The organism is Paenibacillus sp. BK720 (assembly GCF_011761545.1).
Classification (GTDB): Bacteria; Bacillota; Bacilli; order Paenibacillales; family Paenibacillaceae; genus Pristimantibacillus.
This window is the reverse complement of sequence record NZ_JAASRQ010000005.1, coordinates 27,415-40,857: the sequence shown is the minus strand read 5'-3', so window position 1 is coordinate 40,857 and position 13,443 is coordinate 27,415. Positions and strand designations below refer to the sequence as shown.

Sequence of the window (13,443 nt, the reverse complement as noted above, 5' to 3'; positions counted from 1 at the left end):
CTTTTAGTTCTCACCAAGCAATATATTTAACATTTTTACTTGGTGCGCATCTATGTCCTCAAAACTCCATTCCTGACCAGCTGGTCGTACACTTTGATTATCTTTGCATTTCTGCATCATAATCATAAACTTAATTGACGCGACGCTGACCAGCTTAATCTTTCCGGAAGCGTCCAAATAGTGGTCGAGTTTGGTTTTAGGGCTCCAGTTCGAGCCGGAACTATTCGCCTCACTGCCAATCATGGCGTAATTGCCCAAGCAGTTTATTTGATTTTCATCCGGCGCACCTTCCTCACCGTTGGCATTTGCCTGCGGATAATAATGCTCCAAACTCCGGCGCGTTCTTGAAAAGTAGAACTGTTCGAATACTTTTAGCCCGAAATCGCCACAGCCAAGGGCAGTAAAGAAATCAGTCCTTGCTTTACTGCCTTCCTTCATTTTTTCTCCCCGCAGTTCCTCTGCATATTTCTCCCACAGCTTAAAGTCAAGGTAGTTGAAAACAAACAGCGGAATGCCCTTTGATTCTTCTGCGCCGTCTCCAAAGATTGCATTGAAATCGTAATCTTCTTTGACCAGAGTTATATCTAGTGTGTTTTCACGCAGGATAGCGCTATCAAAGCTACCGGGTTTCGGCGTATTGATTTCGTTAAGGTTCTCCGGAACCAAATACACATCCTTAAAGTATTTATCAGCCAGCCCTGACAGGAATTCACAATATTTTTCAATGTTCCAATCGCTGTCGTTGAACAGATAAAGCAAGCAGTAGAAGAGGTAATTTTTCCTTTGCCGCGCTGTAAACGATACTTCGAACATCGAAAGCAGCTGCACCATTTTTTGCTGTGCATCGCTTTCACCGTCAAGGTTCTTCAAGTAACCTTTTTTGCCTTCTCTTTGCCAATACTGCAGCTTCCACGGATTGTTTTCAATCGTGTCATCTTCGTTTGAATGGTGTACGATGTAGTTGTCAAGCAGATACTTCGCCATCAGCAGATTAAAGCCGAACTTCTTGACGAACGTCTCTGTAACCTGCACCTTGTCAAATTCGCGGAGCAATTCTTTATCGTCAAGGTTAAAACTCGTAGGGTCAAAGCCGCTCTCTTTAATTCGAGTGAGTTTCAATGCAATGAGCAGGAAATTTGAAAAGTCGATAATCGGTTGAAAAGTATCGATTTTATCATCTTCATCCAGTTGCCTGTCCGCGCCTTTATAATTTATGAGATCCCTAATCTTAAGTGTATTGGTGTTGTCCTCCACGCCTGGCAAGGCATCAAAATCTCTAATATAGCCAAAATCGCTGAGCGATTTCCCGAAAATCTGCTCTGCGCTTTTCCTGTCGCTACTGTATTTTTGCTGAATATAGACATTCATCTCGCTGCTGTATTCCCATAGGCGATTGAACTTTGCCTTGTCAGTGTCCTTCAGTTTTTCGATAAGGCGCGCCTTGATAATTTCGTGTTTTTCCAGTTGCTCCCCTCTGGAGTTCATAATCTCAAAGTAGTGGTTAAGGTCTATGTCCTTCGGCACTTGGTAATGGATCAGATGTACTTTGGACTGAAAATAAGCCTTAAATCCATCATGTTGGGATTTCGGAACTATTTCATCGATAGAATCCTTGGCAAAATTATAACCGTTTACAATTCCGTGATCTTTTTCATCGATTTTAAAGGATGGAATATTCCGAATGGTGTCATCCGATTTTTTACGTGCACGATAAGTCAATTTGTTTTGAATGACAACGCCCATCGCTCCAAGGACGAGATTTATAGTTGTCAGGCGCTGTTGACCGTCAATAACTTCATAAACTTGGTCGCCTTTATGAAAGGACACCAATGTCCCGATAAAATAGGTCTGCTTCTTAGCTGTAAAAGCATCAAAGACATCCTGGATCAGTGCGGAAATTTCGTCTTTTTCCCACGCGTAGTTTCTCTGGTAAATAGGCACTTCGTAAGTTGCCTTGTCGCCATTATAAATATCGGCGATGGACATTTCTCTGAGGGGTAGGGTTTTAGTTTTCATATTCACCCTCCATAAATTTGTTTACTCTGAAATAGTGGAGATAGCTTTGATAAACGCCGTCTTCGTCCTGCTCGTCGATATTGTCCTTTTTTGCTACAATGTCAAATACGGGTAGCGGGTTAACCCTGTCGGAGAGCGTGCTCAGGAGCGAAACTGGCGAATCCGCATCGGTTATGATCTTGTATATGTTGAATGAATTCCTGACATCGTTCCCCATAATGAAGTTTTGTGCCGCCAGCCATCCGACATTATAATACTGCGCCCTGAGAGAATAAGCCCAGACGAAAGCAAACACCACAAACTGGTCTATCATTTCCAAATCGTGCTTTGCGGGTCTTTCGGGGCAGAATCTGTCTACATAAAGCAGGATGGCAGTGTCAAACAACAAGCGGGTGATTCTGTTGCCGACACCATTTTTATATGTCCGCAGGTTGAGTGTTCTAACGATGTGGTTATCGTTTATGTAATAGCCCTCATATTTGTCATTATTCTGGATGTCCTTAAGGATATCAAAGTAGTGCTTAGCATAGTCAAAGAACGGCTTGCCAGCCACTATGGGAGTGTCCAACTGAAAAGGTTTAAGATTCCGCATGCCGGAAACAAAGGGCATTGCCGAATGATTGACCATATCGGCGTAGGCAAATGCCCCTTTGTAGAACTGGGCATAAGGGAAATTGTCCTGCCGCGTAATCCCCTTGAACTTATGTATGTTATGCTCAGTGAGCTCCCAAGCCTTGTTTCCTTTTGTCCATTCTTTTACGCGGTACAGATAATCGCTGAAAAGTGCCGAAAGTTCTTTTTGGTCTATATCCTCCCAGCCCTTTACAACCTTCTCTGTTTCCGACACATCCAAATCGTTCATCTCGCGAAGATGATAGGCTTTAAGCAAATCGTGAGGATACAGCTTTTTGCCGCGAGCGTTCTGTGAGTCAAAAAACTGGAAGGCCTCGGATAAATCCTCCGTGATCACAACAATAAGTTCACAGTTGTTCTTGATGTAATTAAGCAGTTCTTTTCTGTCTCTGTCGTCAATGATATTATTGGCGCGTCTTTCCAGTATGCGGTAGTTACTTGGAATATTGCGAATGTTAAACGGATTATTGGCGAGGGGCTGTTCTAAAAACTTAATAGAATCGGCACCAAGAGCCTTAAGCAATAACGAAAAAGTAATGGATCGTTGTTGCCCGTCAACGATATTGTACGCTTCTCCCACTTGGTGGAGTATGAGTGTTCCTACCCGGTAGGTCTCTTTGTTATCGTTTTTGGCGTCAACAATATCATCCAGCAACTGGATTACGTTTTTCGCTGTCCATTTATAAGGACGCTGATAATCCGGTATCAACAGATTTATGTTTGTAATGGTGATTCCGTTTTTATCCTGCGTAATTTTATCGTGTAACAGCAAGTCGCCGATCTTTGTTATTGCGAGTTTTAAGCAAGCGGTCATAACCGTTTCCTCCGGGATGATTATTTGTCCTTCGAACAGACTCCTTCATTTCTTATTCAGTTGTGGCGTCCTCTTCGAATATCCTGTCAAGTTGCTCGATTGAAGCCACGCCGCGCAATTTATTTATCACACTCAATTACCCCATATCCAAAAGGAAGAAATGGTCACGTCTATCCGCACCTTTTGCTTTGCGGATTAGCTCAACAACTTGGTCGTCATGGATCGGTAGTATCGGCCATGCTTATGCAGACGACAGCCGCAATCCTCGCAGTTCAGATGAATATCTGGTGAACGGTTCATGTATAGTCGCATATAGGCCTTGCAAGAACGGCCGAAATGAAGTATTTCAGACATGTTGTTGGTAATGCTCCCGTGGTTCCTCGCCAATCTCCACTGTGGTAACAACCCCCTGTGGATTACGGAATGTTTCCCTTATAATTCGTTTATGGCTTATCGATGTTGTTTGATCTAGCATAACAACGGTTTCCTCAGCAAAAACTTAATATTACCAATTGAAAAATAATGCGAATAAAATGTGGAGTACAAACTTTCCGCTGTTAAAACAAAGATAGATTAACTTCGGAAAACTAAAATGTTACTCACTATATGGAAATGAGGAAGCCTCGCTCAGTACGAATGAATGGCTCGCTTGCTTCTATTTAATTATTAGGAACGACAATAACCTCTCCATTAACCATTTCCAAAATCAATAACATAGTAATCCCTTAGTCCATGCACTCTCATGAATTCTTTAATTTCATCAATATCATTTCTATTCCATCCATTAGATAAGTCAGGAATGGGAATGATAAGATTTCCTTGACAGCCGTCTCTTCGATTGTCAAATGTAATGCTATTTGTAGTTAAATCCTTCGCTTTAGGTACACCAGTATTACATTCCAATATTTCTTGAATAGTTCTTGCAAAATTGAATGGTCTTATACAATTAAATAAACAACTTAAATCATCTTTTGTATTCCAACTTTCGAAGTAGGTAGTAAATTTCATTTTACCTAATGTGTAATAAGACCATATTGCTTCATGCCATAAACAAGTGGCTCCAATGCGATGAAAACGATACTTGTTTCTCGTTAAATTTTCCATTGCATTAATAAACATAGTCCAAACAGCTATACCTTCAGGTATTTGTCTTTGCTTTTGAAGCTGTTCTGTATACCTAGACAGTTTTAAGTCTGTCTTCTTACTTGGATCCCATGTACGTACATTCCCGTTATGTTTAACTACCCATTTAGCTTCAAACATACCAACTTTATACTCAATGTCACTACCTATGTGTTTAGCAAATAACATTATCGCATCAACACCTAATTCTCTTTCTGCACCCTCAGGAGTTTGCCTTACATGAAAGAGTGTATATGGCAAGGGAATATCATCGAACCGGTCTAACAATGTCACGACGTAAGCAGGTTCTGAATCTATCCCACCTTTGTTCATTTTGTTCCTTCTTCTACTATCAATTAGCCTGATCTCTTGTATTACCCTACGGATTAAAGGAACTGGCAGCCACGTCATATTTATTTCTCCCTTGATTAGTAAACAAATACCCCTTAGTTCGGGCCATAACTTCTATACGCTTATGATGCATTGAGACTGAATAGTTATTATTTTTCGAAAAATGTAGCCGATTAATCAAAAATATAAAACATCCAGACATCATGCGTATTGAATAATATTGGGAATGTTTGAACTTTTGTGTGGTCCTAGGCACAATTCATATTGATATCCTCTACGAATTTTAATACTCGACATGATAGCCACCGTACATACTCTATTCAACGGGACTTTTTTTAAATTAAGGTTCCCTACTCTTATACCCGTTATAGTACAATAACCTTTGTTTGTATCACTTCGTATAACTAGTTGTTGACCATTTAGGTATATATCTTCATTTGTTACACTAATCTCAAGAATTGCTTCTTGATTACCAGAAGCATTACAACCTCGAATAACATTTATTACACGTATCACTGGTTCATTATTAATTAATTCTAAATATTTTTTTGAGATCTCATTATCAATATGTTTTTCTATCAAATTGATAGTGCATTTAAATAAATGGACAAGGAGAGCCATTTGCTTGGAATCAATGTATTCATCAAATTCCATTTTGTAAGTGTGTGATATTGTATTTCTTAAATCTACAATTAGCTGCAAGTAGCCTTTTACTGAATCTGATAATAGGGTTGAGAAACCATCCTTATAAACTGGTATAAGACCGGAATTTTTTAGAATATTTACAATATTGGAGATTTCCGCTGATTCATTTATTAAGGTATCAAGAGGACTACTATCAATGCCGATAATCAGCAACAAATCTAAAAATTCGCCCCAGGTAAGGTTATTTGACTGACACAAAATCTCCTTTTTAACTTTCGTATCTTTAATATCTTTTAGAAACTCTTTCGATAAGTACGGTTTCCCAAAACTTTTTTTCAAATATCTCTTTATGAAGTCGTCTGTATGCAACAAATATTCATAATCAGAATATGTATCAAAGATGCGCTTTTTAGCATAGGTCTCCCAAATAGTATACAACGAAAGGATATAGTTTTTAGTTAGTATCTTTTCTATCCTCTTAGATGGATATATTCTTTTCAGTTCCAATGTTCTCAATAATTCATTAAAGGTTTCAAAAGCAACCAATTTACTCATCTTGAGATCTCACCAACTAAAAAGCTTTTAAAAATATCCACCCTAGTTTTAACGTTTGCCAATGCTGTGTATTTGCCATTGAATTCATCTTTATGCTTTTTTATTAATGCATTTTTCTTTGTGGTAGCAACTGCTCCCATACGTCGCAATGGTTCCAAATCATAACCTTCATCTTTCAATTTGGAAACAGCGAGCATAATAGTGTCAAATATCATCTTTTCAAATTTACCTTTACTACTCTTAATAAATGCTTTCTCCCCGTAAATTGCATAAACGCTATCAATGACATCTATAAAATAATCATGAGCGTATTCAACTTGGTCTTCATCAAACTTCTTAGCTGCTACAGAATAATTGTCTAACGTTACCTTGATTCCTCGTTTGTAGTCACACTCGAGAGCACTTTTGAATGCAAAGAATCTTAAAATTAATTCTCGATCTTCCATGCGTATAAGTTCATCTTCAGTATTATTGATCATGGATTTGAACACTTGATTCTTTGCTAATTCATTTATTGTATTATTAAATTTAGAGGGATGAAGTGCATTTCTAATTTCATGTGGAGATAACTCCATACCTCCAGTATTCAATCTTTCAAATACAAACTGTTTCAGTTCCAACTCCCTCTCTTTGCTTTTATTGGATTCCTTCAAAATTATTATTGCAGATAAATAGCGTCTATTAATTAGATTTCTTAATTCTTCTGGTAGCTCACTAAAATTACTCCCATTAATCTCACTCCACAATTCAAGTCCATCTAACTTGAAATCATTATTAAAGAAACTAATAATGGTAGAAATTCTCTGTAGCCCGTCCATAACTTCGTATTTGTTATAGTCTGTTTCATAAAGAAAAACTGGAGGTATAGGGACATTAACTAAGCAGCTTTCTATTAATTTTGATTTTCTTTTAATATCCCAAACCCTGTTTCTTTGATAATCTGGATGCAAATTGTAATTATGAAAAATTAACGGCAAGTTTTCAAGAGGATACCGGGCTTGATCAATAAGCAAGTTATACTCACCATGCAATGCTTTATTAACCAAATACTCACGATTAACTGTTTTATTTACTGCTGGTTCCCTTAAATTAAACACTTCAAATATACTCATTTTTTTAACCTCCATATGCTTGTTAAAAAGTTACGGCTATAAGGCCACTCATATAACACGACCTTGTATTTCCATTCAATGCAGATTTTTCTTTGTATATATTATAGAATTATAGCTTAAAGTGAATATTTCACCAATTCGTTGTAGCAATCTATCTAAAAAGGCATAGCTAAGATATTTCCGCTATGCCCTGATGTAATCAATATCTGAAATCCTCCGACTCTGTCTGAGCCATTAACTCTGCCTGTTGAAGCACCAAATCAATTGCCATTTTTTCAAGATCAGGCGGATACCCGTATTTCTTCAACAGTCTTTTAACCGTAATCCGCATCTGTGCCCGTACATTCTCCCGCAGAGTCCAGTCCACTTTAATATTGTTCTTGATAGCCTGGGTTAACTCGTGAGCGATCTGCTTAAGAACTAGATCTCCCATTAGCTCTTTTGCAGCCTCATTGGAAGCCAACGCGTCATAGAAGGCTACTTCCTCTTTGATAAGCCCAAGGTCTTCACCACGCTTGACGGCAGCATTCATCTCCTTGGCCATCTGGATCAGTTCTTCAATTACCTGCGTTGTCTCAATAGTACGATTATTGTATTTACGAATAGCTTCTTCAAGCATTTCAGAGAATTTCTTTGACTGTACGATGCTGGTGCGAGATACAGCCTTTACTTTGCCCTGAAGGAGCCTTCTCAGTAATTCGACAGCGAGGTTTTTCTGCTTCAATCCCCGAATATGCTCAAGGAATTCATTCGACAGAATCGCGATGTTCGGCTTCTGTAAGCCAACTGCTTCGAGAATATCGACAACTTCATCGGACATAACCGATTTAGAAATCAACTGGTTCAGTTCCGCATCCAGCTCGTTTGTTGTTTTCTTTTTGTTCTCTGTCGTGATGATTTTGACAATGCCTGATTTTACAGCCTTGTAGAAGCTGATTTCCAGGTTAACCGATTCTGCGGCTTCCGTCGTAGCGCAAAGTGCATACGCCTTCGCCAACTCCGTCGTCCAATTGACGAAATTGCGTTTGCCTTGGTCGCCAAGTCCAAGCACATAGTCTACTGCCTCGACGATTGCCTTCATCCGCTCAGAGGCTTTTTCAGATGCAAATTTTGAAAAGTCGTGTCCGTACAACAGCTCATGAATGAGTTGAATCCGCTCCAGCATGAAATCGACAGCTTGATCGGTGTCGATCCCCGCGGTCTTGCGATCATTTTCCGTGTATTGCTGGAGTGCCGACTTCAACATATCTGCAATGCCGATGTAATCCACAATTAGCCCACCTGGCTTGTCACGGAATACACGGTTAACGCGAGCAATAGCCTGCATCAGATTATGACCCTTCATCGGCTTATCAATATACATCGTGTTCATGCTTGGTACGTCAAAGCCGGTCAACCACATATCGCGCACAATGACGATCTCCAAAGGATCATTCAAATCCTTCATTCGCTTAGCCAGATGTTCCCGACGCCGCTTTGTACCGATATATGGCTGCCATTCAGCAGGATCGCTTGAACTTCCGGTCATGACGATTTTGATTTTGCCTTCGTTGTCGTCGTCACTATGCCAGTCGGGACGAAGAGCAATAATCTCTTTGTAGAGATCGATGGCAATACGTCTAGACATAACGACGATCATCGCTTTGCCGAACATAGCTCCTTTGTGCTGCTCATAATGGTCAACCATGTCCTTGGCGACCTTTTTGATGCGTTTCTCTGCACCAGCAAGCGCCTCAAGGCGCGCCCATCTGGACTTGAGCTTCTCTTGCTGAGAATACTCTTGATACTCAGTAATCTCTTCGTACTCTTCATCGATAACTGGACGCTCATTATCCGATAGCTCCAACCGTGCGATACGGCTCTCATAGTAAATCTTGACTGTCGTACCATCTTCCACAGCCTGGGTCATGTCGTAGATGTCGATATAATCCCCGAATACAGCCGGAGTGTTCTTATCCGTCAACTCAACCGGCGTTCCTGTATACCCGATGTAAGATGCGTTCGGCAATGCATCACGCATATATTTCGCATAGCCGTACTTGATGCTTGCTTCCTCATCCGATGCGACCATTTCAGCTTGAAAGCCGTATTGACTGCGGTGTGCTTCGTCCGCCATTACGATGACATTACGACGGTCCGTGAGTACAGGGTATTTGGATTCGCCTTCTTCAGGCGTGAACTTATGAACCGTTGTAAAAATAATTCCACCTGCCTCCACCGAAAGCAGCTGTTTCAAGTGAGCACGGTCCTCGGCGTGTTGAGGGGTTTGACGGAGCAAATCTTTTGACTTGCTGAATGTAGCATACAACTGATCATCGAGATCGTTACGGTCTGTTACGACGACAATCGTAGGATTATCCAGTGTAAGAACCAGTTTGCCTGCGTAAAAGACCATGGAAAGGCTCTTGCCCGAGCCTTGTGTATGCCAGATAACTCCGATCTTGCGGTCGCCTTCCTCAAGTGTCGCTCTTTCCGTAGCGGCAATCGCCTTATTCGTGGCATGATATTGATGGTAACCGGCCAATATTTTGAATAGACGTTCACCATCCGTCTGAAAAAGAACAAAATGCTTGATGATGTCCAACAGACGACTTTTCTCGAACATGCCCTTAATCAGCACTTCGAGCTGCGGCAGGGAAGAGGAGGCTACACCCTCGCCATCTATGGTACGCCACATCATGAACCGTTCCTCGTCAGCGGTCAGCGTGCCTACTCTTGCATTGACTCCATCACTGATGACCATGAAGGAGTTGTACGTAAATAAGGACGAGATCGCTTTTTTATAGGTCTGCACCTGATTGTACGCTTCACTGATTCCCACTTCTTCATTGGAGGCGCTCTTCAACTCCAGAACCGCGATCGGAAGGCCGTTGACGAACACCACGACATCCGGTCGCTTATCCACTTGGTTCTCAATGACCGTAAACTGATTCACAACTAGAAAATCGTTATTGTCGACATGGTCCGGACGTGTATCGAACAACCAAACTTTCTCGGTCGGATAGTCACCATTGGCACTCCGATACTGAACATCTATGCCGTCCGTAATCATTTTCTGGAACGCTTTGTTGTTGATCATCAAGCTCGGGCTGCGAGGCACTTCAATAATACGAATCGCTTCCTCGATGGCCTCTCGCGGCAGATGCTTGTTGATGCGAATAAGCGCTTCTCGTAGGCGTTCTTTCAAAATGACATCCTGATAGAACTGTCTTTCCGGATATTCTCCTTCAGGTGAGAGCTCAGGACCATAGGCTTTGTTGTAGTTGAGTTCTTCGAACCATTCAAGAGCGGATTGCTCCAAGTCGCTCTCAGCATACGATGTGGTGTACATGGCCATAGATACACCTCCTTAAGTTAGGTGGTAGTGTATTGTACTTTATTTTCGGCTGCCAATGGCAGTTCAATAGAATGAGAATACAAACAGTCTTGCTTCAATGGCACCCGAATTTCTCCTGACATGAGTTTGGGGAGGAGAGAGTCTCGGAGTTGTATCAATGAATCACTTTCCGACTCACATTTCTCAACCATTTTTCCAACTGATTCAACAATTATGTTAAATCGTTCAATTACATCGAAGGATGGAATTGTAACGGGATCTCGCTTCATTTCACTACCCGAGATTTCTTTAAATGTTGAGCCGGATGCTCTACTTTCTATAGTTTCAGTATTGAACTTCAAAACATAATAGAGAAACTCGGATCCGATATGCTTAAATGGAATAAGGGATTTAAATCCTTGGTTCGTGGTCATTTCATTTTTTGATATAGCGATATATCCAATAGGCGCCCTAGAGCTAAATAGTACAGTGCCTTTAGGGACTAACCTTGTACTTGAACTCTTAAACCCTTCTTCAGTAATATCAATCTGGCCTCTAGAAATATATTTGTTTTTATTTATCGACAGATCCTTGGGAGTTATCCAAGGAATTCCCATAGGCGTATAATATTCTTCCTTACTTTTGGATGGAGTTGCTCCGCCTACAACTTCACCAAGATCAGCTAATGCTCCAACTCGCCATCCCTTAGGCATCAACCCTAATCCACTCTCCTCCAACTCGCCGCCGCTGGACTTATACGGTTCACCATTTTCATTCGGGAACTCAAAATCAACAAACCAACGTTTGAAAAGGGCCTGGGCTAACACATCAAGATTTTTATTAATTGAGTTGTTTATATTTATTTTTTCTTCCAATAATGAAAGTAGTTTGCTTATTCTTAGCTGCTCCTCATTACTAAGCTTTGGCACCCTTAATTCTTTAATATTTTTTAAGCTAAGTGTCTTTTGTGTCGAGCCTACCACTCTTTCTTCAATTTGTTCCTTTACAAATTTTGAAGTTAACCAAAAGTATAGGAATTTACTGTTCACTTTTTTAGGCACAATTATTGCAGTATTCTGACCTAAACAAAAAGGCTCTTTAGAATTCACATAACTAAAATTCCCATAACTTCCAACTCTACTGACTAAAATATCATCAATTTGTGGCTTATATTTTTTACTAAATTCCTCGTAAACTTCATTGTTTACTCTCAGTGCTTGAGAAAAGTCTAAATAGCCACCCTTGATATCAGTTACCCTAATGATAGGATAACCTTCTTCACTGTATTGGGGCGTTTTGTGCAAGGAGTCGATTACATCTGCAACTTCTTGTAATGAAATTGTCTCAAAACTCAAATCCAATCCCTCCAAGCTGCTTACGAATCTCGTCTTCCAGATGATGAGATTTAGCGAACTGCTCCGCAAGCTCCAATGTCAGCCGGGCTATTTTATCCTCGAACGGCTCGCTATCTTCTTCGACATCTTCAATGCCTACATATCGTCCAGGCGTCAAAATATATTCATGCTCCTGCACTTCAGCAAGTTTCGCAGCTTTGCAGAATCCTTTAACATCCTCATATTTCCCGACTTCGACCTGCCCCCGCCATGCGTGATACGTATTCGCGATCTTCATAATATCTTCCGTCGTCATCTCACGATGTGTACGATCGACCATTTGACCCATTTTGCGGGCATCAATGAACAGCATTTCTCCACGACGGTCTCGGAGCCCTCTTGGTGACTTATTCTTCGCTATAAACCAGAGGCAAACAGGAATTTGCGTTGAGTAGAATAACTGCCCAGGCAGAGTAACAATGCAATCCACCAAATCCGCATTGACCAGCTTACTCCGAATGTCCAATTCAGCCGTCGTACTCGTAGACATAGAGCCATTCGCCAAGACGAAGCCAGCTACACCACTTGGAGCCAGTTTATTCACCATGTGCTGGATCCAGGCGTAGTTGGCATTGCCTGCTGGTGGAATTCCATAAGACCATCGGGCGTCTTCTGTTAACCGATCGCCGCCCCAATCACTAATGTTGAACGGAGGATTGGCCAGTATGAAATCGGCCTTAAGATTCTTGTGAAGATCGTTATGAAATGTATCCGCATGATGTTCACCCAAGTTACTGTCAATACCGCGAATCGCCAAGTTCATTTTGCATAGTTTCCACGTGGTCGGATTTGATTCTTGGCCATACACGGCGATATCTCCGAGCTTACCTTGATGCTCTTCAACGAACTTTTCACTCTGAACGAACATTCCACCTGAGCCACAGCAAGGGTCATAGACACGCCCCTTAAATGGCTCAATCATCTCGACGAGCAAACGGACCACGCTGTTCGGCGTATAGAACTCGCCGCCGTTCTTGCCCTCAGCGCTGGCGAATTTGCTAAGGAAGTATTCATATACCCGGCCGAGCACATCCTTGGAGCGACTATCTTCATCGCCAACCCTGAATGAGAACAAGTCAATAACTTCACCTAGGCGTGTTTTATCTAGGGCAGGCCTTGCATAATCCTTCGGCAATACACCTTTCAGCGATGTGTTTTCCTTCTCGATGTCGATCATTGCTTGGTCAATGATTTGGCCAATTTCCGGTTTCTTAGCAGTGTTCTTGATATGGCTCCAACGAGCATCCTTCGGCACCCAGAAGATGTTTGCGGCGACATATTCATCCCGATCTTCGGGGTCCGCATAAGGCTCATTCTTCAATGCTTCATATTTCTCTTCAAATGCATCAGAAACATATTTAAGAAATAGCAGGCCTAACACGACGTGCTTATACTCGGCAGCATCCATGCTACCGCGCAATTTGTCGGCCATGCTCCATAATTTTTCTTCATAACCCAAGTTCGCTGTTGCCATTCCCAAGTTCC

General features: G+C 41.3%; 8 protein-coding genes. All 8 read right to left on the bottom strand.

Features of this window, described 5'->3' with window-relative positions; all coding sequences use genetic code 11:
• Window positions 1–3 precede the first annotated feature (3 nt).
• Window positions 4–2,016, bottom strand: coding sequence for a DUF262 domain-containing protein (locus FHT67_RS19200; protein WP_167200807.1), 2,013 nt, complete (start codon window positions 2,014–2,016; stop codon window positions 4–6).
• Entirely contained in the window at window positions 2,006–3,463 is a 1,458-nt protein-coding gene (locus tag FHT67_RS19195) for a DUF262 domain-containing protein (protein WP_167200805.1), read from the bottom strand. Before FHT67_RS19195 ends, FHT67_RS19200 begins: the two co-directional genes overlap by 11 nt.
• 690 nt (window positions 3,464–4,153) lie before the next feature.
• Window positions 4,154–4,918: a hypothetical protein gene (locus FHT67_RS19190; RefSeq protein WP_167200803.1), complete on the bottom strand. Its 765-nt coding sequence runs from the start codon at window positions 4,916–4,918 to the stop codon at window positions 4,154–4,156.
• Window positions 4,919–5,137: 219 nt separating this feature from the next.
• The gene (locus tag FHT67_RS19185) at window positions 5,138–6,136 is read right to left on the bottom strand and encodes a hypothetical protein (RefSeq protein ID WP_167200801.1); all 999 of its coding nucleotides are present in this window, start codon (window positions 6,134–6,136) and stop codon (window positions 5,138–5,140) included.
• Window positions 6,133–7,248 carry a DUF262 domain-containing protein gene (locus FHT67_RS19180; protein WP_208403392.1) on the bottom strand — a complete coding sequence of 372 codons (1,116 nt, stop codon included), beginning with the start codon at window positions 7,246–7,248 and terminating at the stop codon, window positions 6,133–6,135. Before FHT67_RS19180 ends, FHT67_RS19185 begins: the two co-directional genes overlap by 4 nt.
• A gap of 199 nt (window positions 7,249–7,447) precedes the next feature.
• The gene (locus FHT67_RS19175; protein WP_167200797.1) at window positions 7,448–10,585 is read right to left on the bottom strand and encodes a type I restriction endonuclease subunit R; all 3,138 of its coding nucleotides are present in this window, start codon (window positions 10,583–10,585) and stop codon (window positions 7,448–7,450) included.
• A gap of 17 nt (window positions 10,586–10,602) precedes the next feature.
• A complete protein-coding gene (locus FHT67_RS19170; protein WP_167200795.1) occupies window positions 10,603–11,919 on the bottom strand; it encodes a restriction endonuclease subunit S in 1,317 nt (438 codons plus the stop codon).
• Window positions 11,909–13,432: a class I SAM-dependent DNA methyltransferase gene (locus FHT67_RS19165; RefSeq protein WP_167200793.1), complete on the bottom strand. Its 1,524-nt coding sequence runs from the start codon at window positions 13,430–13,432 to the stop codon at window positions 11,909–11,911. The genes FHT67_RS19170 and FHT67_RS19165 overlap by 11 nt, the downstream gene beginning before the upstream one ends.
• Window positions 13,433–13,443: the final 11 nt, after the last annotated feature.

Excerpts from the sequence above, each read along its gene's own strand:
- FHT67_RS19165 (WP_167200793.1), bottom strand. The coding sequence starts at position 13,432 with ATGGCAACAGCGAACTTGGGTTATGAAGAAAAATTATGGAGCATGGCC.
- FHT67_RS19200 (WP_167200807.1), bottom strand. The coding sequence starts at position 2,016 with ATGAAAACTAAAACCCTACCCCTCAGAGAAATGTCCATCGCCGATATT.
- FHT67_RS19195 (WP_167200805.1), bottom strand. The coding sequence starts at position 3,463 with ATGACCGCTTGCTTAAAACTCGCAATAACAAAGATCGGCGACTTGCTG.
- FHT67_RS19190 (WP_167200803.1), bottom strand. The coding sequence starts at position 4,918 with ATGAACAAAGGTGGGATAGATTCAGAACCTGCTTACGTCGTGACATTG.
- FHT67_RS19185 (WP_167200801.1), bottom strand. The coding sequence starts at position 6,136 with ATGAGTAAATTGGTTGCTTTTGAAACCTTTAATGAATTATTGAGAACA.
- FHT67_RS19175 (WP_167200797.1), bottom strand. The coding sequence starts at position 10,585 with ATGGCCATGTACACCACATCGTATGCTGAGAGCGACTTGGAGCAATCC.
- FHT67_RS19180 (WP_208403392.1), bottom strand. The coding sequence starts at position 7,248 with ATGAGTATATTTGAAGTGTTTAATTTAAGGGAACCAGCAGTAAATAAA.